Origin of the sequence: Labrys okinawensis (assembly GCF_002982075.1) — a bacterium.
Taxonomy (GTDB): domain Bacteria; phylum Pseudomonadota; class Alphaproteobacteria; order Rhizobiales; family Labraceae; genus Labrys; species Labrys okinawensis_A.
The window spans coordinates 410,111-426,870 of record NZ_PUEJ01000001.1; the positions used below are offsets into that span (position 1 = coordinate 410,111).

Consider the following 16,760-nt stretch of genomic DNA (forward strand, 5'->3'; position numbering starts at 1 on the left):
GGTCCAGGGAAGCATCAGGCCATGGCTTAGCTGGCGCTGGCCGCGCTATTCATCAGGCCGAGCGCCTCGGCGCGCTCCTTGGGGCTGGCCTTGGCGCGGATCGAGCGGGTGCGGGCCAGCAGCGCGTCGACCTCGCCGCTGGAAAGACCGACGGGCGGGGCGGCGCGGACCTGATTGTCCTGGCCCAGCAGGCCGTAGCAGACCACGAGGTTGCGCTTGTGATGCAATTGCGCGTCCGGAGCGGCCGCGACCTGCTGGATGAACGGCATCGCCTTCGATGCGTCGCCGGCGAGGGACGCGGCGAGCGCTATGTTGGCCTTGATGTCGAGGTCCGAGGGCGACAGGGCAAGGGCGCGCGAAAAGGAGGCCTCGGCCGCGCCGGTCTGGCCGGCGACGGTCTGCGCCACGCCGAGCCGGTTATAGGCGCTGGACGTGTTGACGATCTGCGCGCCTTCGCCGAGGGCGCGGAGCCCGGCCTCGTTGTCGCCGGTCGCCATCATGGCCGAGCCCAGACCGACGAGGGCCTTGCCGTCCTTCGGCGATTTCGCCAGCGCGGTGCGGTAGGCGCTTATCGCATTGGGGTAGGAGCCGGCCCGAACATAGGCATCGCCGACCTCGACATTGGCCGTCGCGGAGGCGTCGGGCGCGGCGGCTGCCCGTTCATAGAGGGCGAGTGCGGTTCCTTTGTCGCCATGCGACTCGACATCGGCGGCCAGCCGCATCAGGCGCGAGGATTGGGTGTTCGAAGCACTGCCCAGACCGACAGCGGGCGTGTTGGCATTATGCGCCGTGGTGCAGGCCGAAAGCACCATCATCGCAAAGACGGGACAAAACGCCGTGCGCAGCCGCATGCCGATCCTCCTGAAAGCCGCGGGATCATATCGCAAGCCTCCTGGCGCGGAAACCATATACGCAGGTCATCCACGAGGAACCTTGGAGCCGCGCAAAGCCGCGCAGGAAATAGCGTGCTCGCGCATGGTATAGGGCGCTGACATGTCGCAGGAAAGCGAAGAGAAAAAGCTTCCCGCTTCGGAAAAGAAACTGCGCGATGCACGACGCAAGGGGCAGGTTTCCAACAGCCGGGACCTGGTTTCGGGCTTTTCGATCTTCGCGGCGCTGGCATTCCTCTATATCGCCGGCTCCGGCATCATGGATCGCATCAAGCAATTCGCCGAGCTTGTGGCGAGCGCCCAATCGGCGCCCTTCGCCCCGGCCGCCAGCGCCCTGATTCACCAGGCGATGCTCACGCTTCTCACCATCGTGGCGCCGCTGGCGGGGGTCGTGGTCGCCGTGACGATCCTGGTCAGTACCATCGCAACGCGTGGCCCGGTCTTTTCCTTCGAGCCGCTGAAGCCGCAATTCGAGCATGTCAATCCGGCCAAGGGCCTGAAGCGCATCGCCTCCATGCGCAATGTCGTCGAATTCGCCAAGAGCCTGATGAAGACGCTGCTGCTGGCGGCCGTGTTCGTCGCGATCATGGCGGCGTGGCTGCAGCCGCTCTTCGAGGTTCCCGGCTGCGGCCAGTCCTGCCTCGAGCCGACACTGCTCGCCATCCTCACGCCCCTGGGGGCAGCGGCCGCGCTTGCCTTCATCGTCGTCGGCCTCATCGACGTGCCGATCCAGCGCGGCCTCTTTCTGCGCGACATGCGAATGACGAAAACGGAATATAAACGCGAGCACAAGGATTTGGAGGGCGATCCTCAGATTCGTCAGGAACTTCAGCGCCAGCGCCGCGACGTAGCCGGTAGGTCCTACAGGCTCGGCCTCGCCAATGCGGTGTTGGTCGTCGCCGGCCGGGACCATCTGGTGGGCCTGCGCTATGTGCGCGGCGAAACACCCGTACCGGTCGTCGTCGGCAAGGGCGAAGGGGCGGCCGCGGCGGGCCTACGCGCGCAAGCCCGCGACCTTGATCTGACGATCGTCGAGGATGCGGCCCTGGCCGAGGCCCTGTTCGCGCGCACGGCCCCCGGCGCCTATGTCGAGCCGGACTATTTCCCGGCCATCGTCGCCCATCTGGTCAAGAACGGGCTGGTCTAGCAGTAGCAATCTCCATTTGAACGGAATTCGGAATGTCGCCCTTCGGTCGACGAACTCGGACAATGTCGACCGGGGGGCGACTCCGTGTTTCGAGCGCCTCGTTGGGAACGTGCATCTGTCGGACTACGGCGGCGCGCCGGTTGTGGCTTCGGCTTCGACGGGTTTCTTCAGAACCGGTCAGGCCACGGGAATGGCGATGCCGAGTGCCGCAAGCGCGACATCGATCTGCGCGACCGAAACCGGCCCGGCTTCGCCCTTGCGAACCTTGGAGGCGGTATTGTCGATATGGACGGTGACCTCGCCCGAACCGTAATCGTCGGGAGCCGTGAAATCCTCCTTGGCATTGAAGCGCGAGGGATCCGTATAGGCTGAGTCGGACGACGACGTCTGCGGCAGCTTGGAGGCATCGCCCTTAAGGCCGGCGAGCGTATGGTGCAGGTTGCTCACCAGCGTGTCGCGCGCCGCCTCGGGCATGGCGTTGATCCAGTCGATGAAGGCCTGCCGGCTGGCGGTATCGTTCATCTTGAAGCCCTTGAGCTCGCCATATTGGATGAGGAGGGGCACGGGGCTGTAGCCTTCGCGGCTCTGGTTCCTCAGGGCGGTGGCGGCCTCTTCCGACAGGCCGGCATGCTCGAGGAAGGCGGTCGCGTCGGCGGTTTCGAATTCGTGGTTGTCGCGGTTGCCTGCCACGACGAACTGGGCGATTACGGCGCCGATGACGACCGCGAGCCCGATCGGGCCGAAGGCGGTGCCGGTGCCGAGCGCCGCCATCACCGTGCCGCCGCCGGCGACGAGGGAGAGGCTGCCCATCGTCGGGTCGCCCGCCTTGAAATAATCGACGGCGTTCCAGACATCGAAGACCGCGCCGACGGCACCGAGCACCTTCACGGCCGGCTTGCTGCTGGATCCGAAGACCTCAACCGATTTGTTGCCGCCCGAGAGAAGGCCAAAGCCGTGCGAGATTTCGATCACGCGCTGGCTGACGCCGGCGGCGTCGATCACCATTTTGAGCCCGCCCTTCCAGGTGGGGTTGTTGGCAAAATTGACGCCGGAATTGGCCAGGCCCGCCAGGGTGGCGGCGGCGCCGATGATGCGCAGGATCTTGCCTGGCGTCGTGTCGTTCCTGAAGGCCTTGATGCCATCCCTGTCGGTGATGTCGTCCAGCCCCGCATTGAGCTGGCGCATCTTGCGCTCCACCTCGGCGGGGGCGTCCCCGGCTTTTGGCAGTGAATCCTCGACCAGCTTGATGGCCTTGTCGAGATCTCCCTGCTTGATGCCGAGCATCCTGGCCATGCTGCCGTCCTTGAAGGAGACGAGCGCATCGTCGACCTTCTTGAACGTTGCCGGATTGCCTGGGTCGAAATCGGCGAAGCTGGGGATCACGGTGCGCCGGATCAGCTGGGTTGCAGCTTCCTCGACGATCTTGCGGCCGCGGTCGGTCAGGCGCAGCGTGCCTGCGAGCTTATCGAACTTGGGCAGGCCGAGCAGGGCCGGCTCCTGCGTCAGCGTCATGTTGAGCGCCATCGCGGTCTTGTCGTCGGCGAGCAGCTTGGCGACCGTGTCGTTGGCATGCTTCTGATACGAGGCGAGTTCGGGCGGCAGATGGCCCAGCTGGTCGATCTGGACCAGGAGCTTCTTGCCGTCCTCGCGGACCTGGGCGGCGAGATCCTGCTCCTTCTGCTGCCATTGCGTGCCCTTGCCCGTCTTGTAGTCGGCGATGGCCTGGGTGAGCTGCTCGGGCGTCATCAGCGGACCCTTGCTGGCGATCAGATATTGCAGCTCCTTGGTGTGTTCCAGATAGGCGTCGACATCCTTGTTCACGGTGCCGGCCGCGAATTGCTGCACATTGGGCGTGATGGTCTCATCGACGGGATAGCCGAGGGCGAGGGGGTAATCCAGGCGCGAGCCGCTGGCGATGGCCTGGGGGATGGAATTGATGTTGTAGCTTCCGATCTCGGCGAAGCGTTCGACGACTGCCGAAGCGCCCGGAGCATCGCCGATCTTGTCGATGATCGCCATCAGGTTCGACAGGCCTTCCATGCCGATGAGATCGGTGCCGATCTCGCGCTGGCGCGTGGCATTGGCGGCCTCGATGGTGGGCAGGGCAGCCTGCATCAGCCTGACCGCCAGGTCGGGGTCGGCCTTGTCCACCAGGCCGCGCAGATTGTACATCACCGTCGCGGCATCGCCCTGGTCGCTGGTCGCCGTCTTGGGGTCATAGTTCTTCAACGGCTGCGTTGCCTGGTCGGCGGCTGCCTGGATGAGGGGCAGCACATCCTGTGAATTCGCGATGGCCTGCCTCACCTCGGGTGTTGCCTTGGCGTAAGCATCGGCCAGTTTCTTGAAGGCGTCGCCTGGGCTGCCCGCGGTATTGGCTTCATCGATGATCTTGCGGGCGGCTGCTTCCACCTGCGGCCCGGCATGGCCGGACGGGCGCAGGGCAATGCCCAGCTCCTTGCCGGCGGCCTCGATCGCCCTCAGCGCAGGACCGCCATCCGTCCAGTCGCGGTCGAAGAGGCGCTGCAGGGCGGCCGGCCGCTCTGCCTCGGGCAAGCCGGCCAGATAGGCCTTGGTATCGACCGTGAGTTGTTTCTGCTCGGCCGCGAAATCATAGGTGGGGTCGTCGGAATCCGCGCCCTTGTTGCCGCGTTCGTAGAGGCCTTTTGCAAAGGCCTCCTCCGGATCACTCTCGAGGCCGCGTTCGCGGATTGCCGCTTCGGCACTGGCCTTGGCCGGCCCGCCGTCCGACCAGTCATAGCCGGCGATCCGCAACGCGGCTGCCTGGCGCTGGGACGGCGGCAGGGCATCGAGATAGGCCCCGATATCGGCCTTGATCGCCGCGCGGCCGGCATCCAGCTCCTGCAGGGAGATGTCGTCCTGGTAAGCGAGTTTGTTGCCCTGGCCATAGAGATCGTCGAGGAAGGCCTTCTCTCCGCTCGGTGCGCCGTCGGCGCCGGCCGGGGACCTGGCGACCAGCTCGGGCGCGCTCTCCGGGACGATGATCACATCATTGGGGTGAATCGCCTCGCCATTGGCGTCGAAATGGCCCTTGTTGGCCGCGAGGAGGTCCGCGAACTTCACATTGCTCTCGGCGGCGATCTTCCACAGGCTGTCGCCCTTTTCGACGACGACCGTCTTCTCCGTCTTCGGGTCGAGCTGCTTGGGCCCGCCGGCATCGGCCCGTTCGCGCACGGCCTTGTCGATCTGCGATTCGAAGAATTTCTGCTGCTGCGGGGGCAGCGCGAAGCTCACATTCCGCATCGGGTCGAAGCGAAACCGTGCGTTCGGATCTATGCGATAAGACATGCTGCATCACCCCGCCAAGATCAGTCGTGCCATGGCAGCAGCGCGTCCGCCGCGAGCGGGCGCGCGGCCAGTTTGTGGATGGCAATATGGCCGGGGGTGGATGATGGTTTGATGACACGCCGGACCTATTTGGCGAGGAGCCGGCAGGTCCTGCGAGGCATGTGCATCCGACACGCCGTTGCGCGCAAAAGGTCCGAAGAGGTCGAGCGCCGCCTGTGGCAGGCACTTCACTGGGCGCGAATTCGATCCAGATTCTTCTTGTCGTATCTGTATGTCGCGGCAAGGGAGGCGCAGTTTCGCGGCGTACCCTTCTGGTCGGAGGAGCGAAGCGGTGCCCCCATCTCCAGGCATTTGTCCAGGCGTCGCTTGGTGTCCGCCGCCTTGAGTTCGGCGGATTTGACATCGTCTGCCTTCATGTCAGCGGCATTGGACCTGAAGGTGAAGCAGCTCTTCGAAGGGCTGGTATTGCCGGCGTAGTTGCAGTTTCCGAAGGTGAAATAGATGCGGCCGCCGACATCCACGACCTCGTAGCCCCCGACATTGCGCTGATAGGTCACCTTCTGGAATCGCCGCAGTTTGATGCAATCGGAAGGAAGCGGGCGCCCTGCCTTGATCTTGTCGAGGGAGACGAAAAGCGTGCAGGCAGGCTGTTCGGGATACCGCGTATATTTCTCGCCGAGCATCTGAGCTGATGCCGATGTTGCTGCCGCAAGCGACAGCGACAAGATCATGACGAGAGACGAACTATGCATGACTCGCTCCTACTCCTCCATGGTTGCACAAATGTGATCACCCCGGTGTGGAGTAAGTGAGGCCTGAGGCCGCCCGCGAGGCCTCGTACCCTGATTTTAACGGCCGAGAAGTCGCATTTCAGCCTTGGATCCGGTTCAGCACGGCGTCGCAATGGTCGACGAAGGCATCGGCATGCTCCTTGCCGAAGCAGAGGGGAGGCCGGATCTTCAGCGTGTTGCCATAGGCGCCGGCGGCGCCGATCAGGACACCGCGCTCGCGCAGGCCGTTGATCATGGCGCTCGCCGTTTCCGGCGCCGGCGTCTTGCTTTCGCGGTCCGTCACGAATTCCAGGCCGATGAACAACCCCGCGCCGCGTACTTCGCCGATGGCAAGATGTCGGTTGGCGATTTCCCGCAGGCCGTCGCGCAGATAGCGGCCGACATCGCGGGCATTCTCGATGAGGCCTTCGTCCCTGATAACATCGAGCACGGCGAGGCCCGCGGCAGCAGCCACGGGGTTACCGCCGAACGTGTTGAAATATTTGTCGCTGGCGTTGAAGGCGGTGAGCAGATCCGGCCTCAGTGCCATGCCGCCCATCGGGAAGCCGTTGCCCATCGGCTTGCCCATGGTGACGATGTCGGGAACGATGTCATGGCGCTGGAAGCCCCAGAGAGCGTCGCCGGTGCGCCCGAAACCCGGCTGGACCTCATCGGCGATGAAGAGGCCGCCCTGGGCGTGTACGACGGCGACGACCGGTGCCAGCAGGCCCGGCGGATCGGCATGGACGCCATCGCTCGAAAAGATGGTGTCGGCGACCATGCCGGCAAAGCGGATGCCCTTGTCCGCCATGTCCGCGATCGCCTCGCTCACGGCGGCTGCCATCGCCTTGCCGGGATGTTCGTCCGGCTTGCGATAGGAATCCGGTGCCGGCACGGTACGCACATGGGGCGCCAGCGGGCGGCCGGTGCGCGAGGACGGCGAGATGTCGGTCACGGCTGCCGTGTTGCCGTGATAGGCCATCTCGCTCACGATAAAGCCGCTGCCGCCGGTGGCCGCCCGGGCGACCCGCAGGGCAAGGTCGTTGGCCTCGCTGCCGGTGCAGGTGAGGACCACATTGCCGATCGGCTCCGGCAAGCTCGCCAGCAGGCGCTCGGCATAGCTGTCGACGACCGCGTTGAGATAGCGCGTGTGGATGTTCAGCGTGCCGACCTGGCGCCTGATCGCCTCCACCACGCGCGGATGGCAATGCCCGACGGAGGGGACGTTGTTGTAGACGTCGAGATAGCGCCTGCCGTCCGCTCCCTGGATCCACACGCCCTCGGCGCTCACCGCCTCGATTGGCTCGCGATAGAACAGCACGGCGCCGCGCCCGAAAGTCCCGAGGCGCCTTGCCACGGCACGGCGCGTCTGCTCGTCACCCGGCTCGGCCGCCTGCGGATCATAGGCGTTGAGGGCGAGGATTTCCTTCTCGATCTGCATGGCAGGGTCCAGGCGGGTTCCGGTGCGGCTGACGGGCATCTTCAAGGGGAGACGAGCACCTTTGCAACTACCATCAAATTGTGTGTGAGGTTCCACAATCTTCAAACACGCTCAGCACAGATTTTGCAGAATATCGGCATCTCCTTTCGGAATGCTGCGAGGATTGTACGAAAAGCGACATCGTTTTTATCCATTTGGTCAAGAAACGGAACAGTTCAAGGCGCGGCGGTACCATGTGGATGTGAGGAAGGTTCCGCATTTTTTGTGGACATTCCACATCGATCGCGACAAGATTGGAGGAGAGGGCCTCCAAGTCCCATTTCCAGCAGCGACGCCAACCGGTGGGGTAATCGATGGCAAGCGATGCGCCGTCCGCGGAGAAGGAAGACAGATATCCCCGTCCGGCTCAGCCAAGCCAGGAACGGGACCGACTGTCGAAGGAAGTGCGCCAGCAGCGCATCATCGCGCAGCTTTCCGCCGCGCCGACCTTGCGGGCCTCGGAACTCGCCGCCGCGCTCGGTGTCTCCGGCGAGACCATCCGGCGCGACCTGCTCGAACTGCATGAGCAGGGCCTGATCAACCGCACCTATGGCGGGGCTTCCCGTCCCTTCGCGCACGAACCCTCGCGCAGCGATCGACGCCATGTGATGATCGCCGAGCGCGAAGCCATCGCCGCTGCCGTGTCCGCCATGATCCTGCCCAAGGAAGTGCTGATGCTGGGCGGCGGCACCACCACCTATCACGTCGCCCGTTTCCTAGCCGCGCGCAACCGCGACATCACCGTCATCACCCATGACTTCGCCGCCGCGATGGCGCTCGGCACCAATCCGACCATCCGCGTGCTGTTCTGCGCCGGCCGCCTCCACGCCAGCGAGGGCTATCTCCTGGGCTCGCAGACCATCGCCAGCATCAATGGTTACGAGGCCAATCGCGCCATTGTCGGGGCGACGGGCCTGGGGGCTCGCGGCATCTACGATGCCGACGAGGAGGCGGGCGCCGTCTATGCCGCCATGGTCCAGCGCGCGGCCGAGGCGATCGTGGTGGCCGATCACGCCAAGTTCGATCAGCTCGCCGTTGCCATCTGCTCGCGCTGGGATGCGATCGACCGCCTCGTCACCGATCGGCAGCCGCAAGGCTCGCTTGCCGGTGGTCTCAAGGAGGCCGGCACCGAGATCATCGTGGCCGGTCCGCGCAACGAGAATGCCGGGGAGGGGACACGCTGACCCTCACCAAGGTGGCCGCAGAGCCACCGACAGGGCGGGGCCGCACCCGATGCGGACCGAACGACAACAAGACCGAACACCATCCATACAGACCGAACGGGGCCACCTCATGCATCATCCTGCCACTCGCGCCCGCTCTGCGGCATCACGGCCGATCCATATCGGCCGGCTAACCCTGGAAATCACGCAGGCCGAGGGGGAGCGGATCTGCAATTGCGAGCCGGTCAAGGGCGTGGGAGAAGCCTGCTACATGCTCTTGGTGCCCCTGAGCGGGACGCTGCACTACGCGCAGGCCGGCCGCACCGGCAGTGTGGGGGCGGGGGAATATGTGCTGCTCAGCCAGATGGAGTTCCACGAGTTTTCCGCCCCGGCGAACGCCTCGCTCATGGTGCTGCGCATTCCCACGTTGGAATTGCGGGGCCGGCTGACATCCGTCGACGATCACATCGGCCGCCGCTTCGGCGCCAATGTGCAGATGACCCGCCTCATGGTGGAGCTGCTGCGCAGTGTCGCGGAGGTCTTCGCCGATTGTCCGCCGCCCAATCCGGAAGCGCTCGCCACCGAGATCTTCAGTTTCGTGGCGCTCGCCATCGGTGCGGAGGATCGCGGTTCGACCGTCGATGTGCGCAATGCGCGCTATCACCTGCGGCGGCGCATCTTCGAGTTCATCGAGAAGAATCTGGGTGACCAGGAGCTGACGCCGCGCAAGATCGCCGCCAGCAGCAGGATCTCGCTGAGCTATCTCTACAGCCTGTTCAACGACGACGACACCACGGTCAGCCAGTTCATGCAGCTCAGGCGCCTGCAACGGGCCTATGAATTGCTTGTGGCCGATCCGGGAGGACGCCTGACGGTCTCGGAGATCGCCTATCAGGTCGGCTTCAAGAACGTCTCGCATTTCTCCCGCAGCTTCAGCCGCCAGTTCAACATGGCGCCGCGGGATGCGCGCCGCGCCGCCCAGGAGACACCGGAGCCGAAGGCGCCGCTGCCTGCCGTGGAGACGCAGGAACGCCTGCCGCGCCACCGTTTCACAGGCCACACCCTGCAGGCTTCGCCCTGATCGTGATTTCCGGGTGCGCGGACCAGACGTCTGCATACCCGGGGGCAAACTCAAATCTGCCGCAACCAGCTTTCCCAGCGCGGGTCGTACATCACCTGGCGCGCGCGCATGTATTTCCACACGCCATATTTCTGGTAGTCGAAGTCCCAGCTGTTGAGCTTGCGGTTGACCACCGCCCAGCTTGCCCATTTGACGTCGGCGAGGGCCCGGTTGAGCATGACCCGTGCCACCATATCCGGCCGCACGGCGCCGCAATATTGCTCGATCAGCTCCAGGGTCTTCTGCTCGTCATAGAACATTTCGGCGAACAGCACGCCGAGCTCATAGGCCCGTTCATTGTTGGAGGCGAACTCGTAGTCGATCAGTTTCATCGGCCGCGAGTTGGGCGCTCCGTCGGCGCTGATCAGGAAGTTGCCGGGCATGGGATCGTTGAAGCAGGGCACGAGATCGAGCCCGGAGGCCAGGAAGGCGGCCTTGGCCTGGCGGTAGCGATGCTCGATCCAGGGCATGGCCGGCGGGAAATGGGCGCCGAGTTCGCGGCCCTGCTCGATATGCTCCTCGATCATGTCGAAGATGGTCTTGGTCAGCGACAGGGCAGGGCTGGCATGCAGGCGGCGATAGATGCCGAGCACGTCGGCCTGGATGGCCGGGTCGGAGAAGTCGGCATTGGTGCAGGCCCGGTAGCCGTCGAGGAATTCGCTGATCTCCAGGCCATCCGCCGCATCGAAGAACACCACTTCCGGCGCCACGTCGATGGCATGCGCGTTGCGCGCGGCTTGGTTGGCGGCGACGCGGTCGATGAACATTTCCGAACCCGCCCCGGGCACCTTGATGAAATAGCGCCTGGCGTCGCCTTCGATTTCCGCGACCCAGTTCTGGTTCATCAGCCCGCCAACCAGGGCGGTATAGTGCACGCTGCGGCCCTGCCAGAACGGTACCCTGGCAATGGCCGCCTCCAGGCGGTGTTCGGCTTCGCTGGCGGCCTCGCCGAGGCGTTTCTTGACGGACATCAGACCCTCCGCAGCGCTTCGCCGAAACGGGGCGAATGCACCGCCATGCGGCAGCGCACCAGGCGCCAGCTGGCGAATTTATGGAATTCCAGGGTGTTGCGCGGCGAGCGGGCGGCCACGAGGGTGCCGATCAGACCCCAGCGCAGATCATCCGCCACGCCATAGAGCCAGGCGCGGTTATAGGCGGCCTCGTCGAAGCCGCCCTGGGTGCGGGCGAAGGCGTCGCGCGCCTCCGGCTCCTGGTCGAAGGCTTCGGCGAGGAAGCTGCCCATATCTTCGAGCGGGTCGGCGTTGCCGGCCCTGTCCCAATCGACCAGGCGAATCTCGCCGGTCTCGCTGATCATGATGTTCGAGACATTGCCGTCGCCATGGCTGGGCACCGGCGCCCTTCGGCCTGATGCCATCACCTGCCCGGCATAACGCAGTTCCGCCAGCAGCCAGTCCGCATCGGCAGGCAATTGGCCTTTGGCCGCGCGGGCATCGCGATGAAAGCGCTCGATCTCGTCGAACACGCTGCTGGTGCGGCTGAGCGCGGCGCTTTCCTGGAAGCGCCCTCGCGCTGCCAGGACGCGATCGACGATGTCCTGGTCGAGCAGGCGTTCCAGGGTGGCGGTACGCCAGCCGGCGTCGAGATCCTCCATCACGAGGACGCCCGTATTCTCCTCCGCCAGGAAGACACGCGGACCGATGCCGAGCTCGGAAGCCCGCCGCGCCGCCTGGAAGGCGCAGGCGATATCGATGTAGAAGGCGGCGTCGGGATGCATGAGCTTGACGAACAGGCTCTCGCCGCTCGCCTTGTCGCGCACCCGCCAGGGCGAACCGTCGACGCCCCGCCAGCTCGGTGAGGCAAGCACCGGTATGGCAGGCTCCGTCGTGATCGTGCGCGCCGCCCAGCCGGGCAGCTGTCGGACATGGGCCTCCGCCCGTGCCCGCTCCTCCTCGAACATGCTCATTCCGTCGTCGGCCCCCGAAGCCTCTGTGATATCGAAAGGAATCGCAAAGGCATGTCGAAACAAGGAACTAGGGCAGGAGCGTTTCGCTCGACGCATTTTGCCCTAGCGATGGTGGTTTTGGAGGCGATGGCGCAGGCCATTGCCCCGATCCTATCTTCGCCGCGAAAGGCCGTGGTGAGGATGCCTGATGCTCCATGATTTCTTGTCCGGCAGACCGTGCCCCTACCCGAGCTTGAGCAAAATCCGTTAGGTCGAGCGATATCACCGGCGCTCGAAATCGTGCCGGAACAGGGAGCCTTCCATGTCCATCAGCAGCCTTGTCGCCATGAGTGTCGGTGAGATCGTCGACGCCTACGCGGCAGGGGAGCTTTCCCCGGTCGAGGTCACGCGCACGGTGATCGAGCATTCCGAGGCGACCAATGCCGCCGTGAACGCGCTCTTCTGTCTCAGGCCGGAGGAGGCGCTCGCCACGGCCCGGGCCTCCGAGGCCCGCTATCGGGCCGGCACGCCGGCCGGTGTGCTCGACGGCATCCCGGTCACGGTCAAGGACAGCGTCGCCATGGTGGGCTGGCCCTATAGACACGGCATCGCCGCCAATCGGGACCTGCCGGCTTCCACCTACAACGCACCGCCGGCCCTCGCCCTCATGGAAACCGGCGCCCCGATCTTCGCCAAGACGACCATGCCCGATTGCGGGCTGATGGCCTCCGGCATCAGCTCGCTACACGGCATCACCCGCAATCCCTGGGGCCTGTCCTGGAATACCGGGGGCTCTTCGTCCGGCGCCGGCGCCTCGGTCGCGGCCGGCATGGGTTTCCTGGCCGTGGGAACTGACATCGCCGGCTCGGTGCGCCTGCCCGCCGCTCATTGCGGGCTCGCCTCCCTCAAGCCGAGCCACGGCCGCGTGCCGCACCTGCCGCCCGATACCATGCGCATGGCCGGCCCGATGGGTCGGCGGGTCGAGGACATCGCCCGCATGCTGAGCGTGCTCACGCGTTCCGACGAGCGCGACACCTGGAGCTTCCCGGGCGACGGCCTGCAATATCACCGGCATCTCGAACGTGACCTCAGGGGACTGCGCATCGGCGTTCTCACCGATATGGGGTTCGGGCCGAAGCCGGAACCCGCGGTGCATGCGGCCGTAGAGGCCGCAGGCCGGCTGCTGGAAGGCGCAGGAGCGATCGTCGAGCCGTTCGTCTCGCCGCTCGACCAGGATGCCTATGCGCCGATCGATCTCTACCTGCAGGTCCGCGGCTTCGTCGAATGCAGCGACCTGCCGCCGCATGACGGCAACGGCATCAACGCCTATGTGCGGGATTGGGCGCAGCAGGGAGCTTCGCATTCCGGGGAGGATCTCTTTCGCAGCCTCGGTGCCATCACGAGGATGAAGGCGGCGTTGCTTTCCGCCTTCGAGGGCTGGGATTATGTGATCGCCCCGACCCTGCCCGTGGTGAATTTCCCTGCCGAGGAGCCGGGTGTTTCGCGGGAGGTGCCGCTGGCGCACACCGTCTTCACGGCCCTGTTCAACCAGACCGGCCAGCCGGCCTCCACCGTCTGTACCGCCTTCGACGAGCGGCATCTGCCGATCGGCATCCAGGTCATCGGCCATCGCTGCGACGATCTCGGCGTCTTGCAGGTGACCAAGGCACTGGAGGACCTCAGGCCGATCACCATGGACTGGCCGCTCCAGCCCCGAGCATGAGGCGCCCATGACCTCCACACTGAACCGCCTGCTGGAAACCTTCGCACGGATCGGCGCCACGCCCGACGGGGGTGTCTGCCGCCTGACCGGAACGCCTGAAGACGGTGGGGCGCGGGCACGGCTTGCCGCCGAGATCGTCAGCCGCCAACTCGGCCTGCTTGTCGACCCCATCGGCAACATGTTCGGCGTTGCCGCCCTGGCGCCGTCGTCGCAGGAGGCGGTGATTGTCGGCTCCCATCTCGACAGCCAGCCGACCGGTGGGCGCTATGACGGCGTTTATGGCGTGCTGGCGGGCCTGCTGGCGGTCGAGGCTGTCGCCGCCCGTGCGGCGGCCGAGCCGGGCAAGGCCAAACGCAATCTGGTTGCCGCCAACTGGACCAATGAGGAAGGCGCCCGCTTCCAACCGAGCCTGACCGGCAGTTCCGTCTTTGCCGGCACACTGGCGCTCGACGCAGCCCTCGGCCTTGCCGATGGTGCCGGCGTCACGCTTGGGGAGGCGCTGGCCGCCATCGGCTATCGCGGCACAGCGGATCTCTCCCTGGCGCCGCGGCGCTATGTCGAGCTTCATGTCGAGCAGGGACCGCTCCTGGAAGAGAAAGGCGTCGAAATCGGCATCGTCATCGGTTGCTGGGCGGCCCGCAAACTGTCGCTGGTCTTTCATGGCGAGCCCTCCCATACAGGGCCGACGCGGATGGCGCGCCGCCGTGATGCCCTGCGGGCAGCCGCCAGGGCGATCGAACTGCATCATTGCCTGGTCGAACTCGGCGGCAGCGGCGCCCATGCTTCGGCGGCGCGCATCACCGTCGATCCCAATTCACCCAATGTAACGCCGTGCCGGGTTCAGGTCTGGTTCGAGTTTCGCCATGAGGATGCTGCTGTGGCCGTCGCTTTGGGCGATCGCTTCCTGGCCGAGGCCAGGGCCGCGGTGGCATCCCTGGGCGTTGATATCGAGATCGCGGTCGACGAGCGTCGCGGCACGGCAACGCTCGATCCGCATGGCGCGGCGCTGACCGCTGCGGTCGCACGGGAGCTGGGCTTCTCCGCGATGGAAATGAAGACGATCGCCGGCCATGATGCGCTCGCGCTCAACAAGCGCATGCCGGCATCGCTGATTTTCGTGCCGAGCCACAACGGCCTCAGCCACAACCCCGCCGAATTCACCGACGAAGCCGCGCTGGACAAGGGGCTGGCAGTGCTCACGGACGTGCTCTGGCGCATGGTGACGGAGGAGTAGGGGGGAATTGTCTCGCAGAATGGGGCGCGGATAGCCTTCTCCCCTTGTGGGAGAAGGTGCCCCGAAGGGGCGGATGAGGGGAGAAACGCGACCTTGCAAGTGTCGCGCCGACACCCCTCATCCGACCTCGCTCCGCTCGGCCACCTTCTCCCGCAAGGGGAGAAGGCTATCCGCGCTTTATTCTAAACCGTTCGACCCACTCAAGCCGCCGCCGACTTCTCACCCGCCTCGATGTCGAGCAGGTGGCAGGCAGCCAAGCTGCCCGGGCGGTATTCCCTTAATGCCGGCGTCTCCGTGCGGCAGCGCGCGAATGCCTTGGGGCAGCGGGAGGCGAAGCTGCAGCCGGGCGGGATATCGATGGGGCTCGGCGGTTCGCCTTCGAGCAGATAATCCTGAGGGTCGAACGGCTTTTCCTCCAAGGTCGGCGCGGCCGAAAGCAGGGCCTTGGTGTAGGGATGCTGCGGCTCGAAGAAGAGATCGTGGTTGTCGGCGATCTCGACCATCTCGCCCAGATACATCACCGCGATGCGGGTGCACACCTTCCGGACCATGGCGAGGTCGTGGGAGATGAACACATAGGTGAGATCGTTCTTCTCCTGCAGGCTCGAGAACAGCTCGATGAGCTTGGCCTGTTCGCGCTGGTCGAGGGCGGACAGGGTCTCGTCGAGGATGAGCAGCTTGGGCGAGAGCACCAAAGCGCGGGCGATCGAGATGCGCTGGCGCTCGCCGGTGGAGAGGGCGTTCGGCAATTCATCATAGAGCCGCGGCGACAGGCCGACCTCCTGCATGGCGGCGATGACGCGCTCGTGCAGGGCCTTGCCGGAATGGCTGCCGCGGATCAGCAGGCTTTCCTCGATCATCCGTCCCACCGTCGTGCGCGGCGGCAGGGCGTTGTAGGGATCCTGCAGCAGGAGCTGGAACTCGCCGCGCTTGGCGAGCAATTGCTGGGCGGAGAGCGTGCGCAGCGAGACGCCGCCGAGGATGATGTCGCCCTTGTCGGGCGCCTCCAGCCAGGCGAGCAGGCGGGTCAGGGTCGACTTGCCGCAGCCGGATTCGCCGACGATGCCGAAATTCTCACGCGGCAGGATGTCGAAGCTGACGCCGCGCACCGCCTGGATGTGGCGGTAGGTGTTGAAGGTGCCACGCTTGCGGGCGAGATAGGTACGATGGGCCTCGGCCACCCGCATCAGCGGCGCGTCACTGTCGTTCCGGCGCGAGACCGGCTGGTCACGCGTCGACCAGATGCGCGGCACGCTGGCAATGGCACGGCGGGTGTAGTCGTCACCGGGCGCCCGCATCAGCTCGGAGAAAGGCTGTTCCTCCACCAGGCGGCCTCGATGCAGCACGGCCGTGCGGCCGCCGAACTGGCCGAGCGTCGCCAGCGAAGACGACAGATAGATCGTCGCCATCTTGTGGCGCTGGCAGAGGTCGTGCAGCAGCGCCACAATCTGGGCCGCGATGGTGACGTCGAGCGGCTGGGTGATGTTATCCGCGATCAGCACGGCCGGTTCCGCGCAGATGGCGTCGACGATCATGGCGCGCTGCATCATGCCGCCGGAGAATTTGGAGGGATATTCGAAGTACCGCTCCCGGGGGGAGGGGATGCGGACTTCGCTGAGCAGTTGCACGACGCGCTCCTGGCATTCCTTCCTGCTCCAGGCCGGGCGCACGCTGCGCAATTTCTCGCAGATCTGCACGCCGACGGGCTGGGTCGGGTCGAGCGAGCTCTGTGGCTTGGATCCGATATAGGCGATGTCGCGGCCGACGATGAAGCTGTTGCCGGCGGAATCCGTCGTGACGTCCTTGCCCGCGAACAGCACCGAGCCGCGACGATAGGCGAGACTCTCCGGCAGCCAGTTGGCGAGGGCGCGGGTCAGCACCGTCTTGCCGGCGCCGCTCTCGCCATAGATGCCGAGGATCTCGGCGCTATGGAGCGTGAGCGTGATGTCTTCGAGCACCGGCGCCTCGTCGCGGGGCGAACCGACGGTGAGATGGCGAGTTTCCAGGATCGGCGAATTGTCCAT

Annotated in this window: 12 protein-coding genes; 5 read left to right on the forward strand and 7 right to left on the reverse strand. The window is 65.5% G+C overall.

Annotated elements, in window-relative coordinates; genetic code table 11:
* Positions 1–26: 26 nt before the first annotated feature.
* Positions 27–851 carry a tetratricopeptide repeat protein gene (locus tag C5L14_RS01925; protein ID WP_105860333.1) on the reverse strand — a complete coding sequence of 275 codons (825 nt, stop codon included), beginning with the start codon at positions 849–851 and terminating at the stop codon, positions 27–29.
* 142 nt (positions 852–993) lie between these two features.
* Here C5L14_RS01925 and C5L14_RS01930 point away from each other — a divergent pair, with 142 nt between their 5' ends.
* On the forward strand, positions 994–2,037 hold the full coding sequence (locus C5L14_RS01930) for an EscU/YscU/HrcU family type III secretion system export apparatus switch protein (protein WP_105860334.1): 1,044 nt from the start codon (positions 994–996) through the stop codon (positions 2,035–2,037).
* A 177-nt stretch (positions 2,038–2,214) separates the two neighbouring features.
* On the opposite strand, the gene C5L14_RS01935 is transcribed toward C5L14_RS01930, so the two are convergent.
* The 3 genes from C5L14_RS01935 to C5L14_RS01945 form a co-directional block, all read right to left on the reverse strand.
* On the reverse strand, positions 2,215–5,343 hold the full coding sequence (locus C5L14_RS01935) for a LysM peptidoglycan-binding domain-containing protein (protein ID WP_105860335.1): 3,129 nt from the start codon (positions 5,341–5,343) through the stop codon (positions 2,215–2,217).
* 227 nt (positions 5,344–5,570) lie between these two features.
* On the reverse strand, positions 5,571–6,095 hold the full coding sequence (locus C5L14_RS01940) for a hypothetical protein (RefSeq protein ID WP_146126808.1): 525 nt from the start codon (positions 6,093–6,095) through the stop codon (positions 5,571–5,573).
* Between the two features lie 118 nt (positions 6,096–6,213).
* Entirely contained in the window at positions 6,214–7,554 is a 1,341-nt protein-coding gene (locus C5L14_RS01945; RefSeq protein ID WP_105860649.1) for an aspartate aminotransferase family protein, read from the reverse strand.
* Positions 7,555–7,907: 353 nt separating this feature from the next.
* On the opposite strand from C5L14_RS01945, the gene C5L14_RS01950 reads away from it, so the two are divergent.
* On the forward strand, positions 7,908–8,777 hold the full coding sequence (locus tag C5L14_RS01950; RefSeq protein WP_105860337.1) for a DeoR/GlpR family DNA-binding transcription regulator: 870 nt from the start codon (positions 7,908–7,910) through the stop codon (positions 8,775–8,777).
* A 109-nt stretch (positions 8,778–8,886) separates the two neighbouring features.
* Complete coding sequence (locus tag C5L14_RS01955) at positions 8,887–9,837, forward strand: helix-turn-helix domain-containing protein (RefSeq protein ID WP_105860338.1); 951 nt, start codon at positions 8,887–8,889, stop codon at positions 9,835–9,837.
* A 50-nt stretch (positions 9,838–9,887) separates the two neighbouring features.
* Here the strand turns inward: C5L14_RS01955 and C5L14_RS01960 are convergent, their stop codons facing one another.
* Positions 9,888–10,847, reverse strand: a complete 960-nt coding sequence (locus tag C5L14_RS01960) for a choline kinase family protein (protein ID WP_105860339.1) — start codon at positions 10,845–10,847, stop codon at positions 9,888–9,890.
* Positions 10,847–11,800 (reverse strand): phosphotransferase family protein, encoded by a 954-nt coding sequence (locus tag C5L14_RS01965; protein ID WP_245443179.1) that lies wholly within the window; start codon positions 11,798–11,800, stop codon positions 10,847–10,849. The genes C5L14_RS01960 and C5L14_RS01965 overlap by 1 nt, the downstream gene beginning before the upstream one ends.
* Before the next feature lie 301 nt (positions 11,801–12,101).
* Between C5L14_RS01965 and C5L14_RS01970 the strand changes: the two genes are divergently transcribed.
* Positions 12,102–13,502: an amidase gene (locus C5L14_RS01970; RefSeq protein ID WP_105860340.1), complete on the forward strand. Its 1,401-nt coding sequence runs from the start codon at positions 12,102–12,104 to the stop codon at positions 13,500–13,502.
* Positions 13,503–13,509: 7 nt separating this feature from the next.
* The gene (locus tag C5L14_RS01975; protein ID WP_105860341.1) at positions 13,510–14,736 is read left to right on the forward strand and encodes an allantoate amidohydrolase; all 1,227 of its coding nucleotides are present in this window, start codon (positions 13,510–13,512) and stop codon (positions 14,734–14,736) included.
* A 200-nt stretch (positions 14,737–14,936) separates the two neighbouring features.
* Here the strand turns inward: C5L14_RS01975 and C5L14_RS01980 are convergent, their stop codons facing one another.
* Entirely contained in the window at positions 14,937–16,760 is a 1,824-nt protein-coding gene (locus C5L14_RS01980) for an ABC transporter ATP-binding protein (protein WP_105860651.1), read from the reverse strand.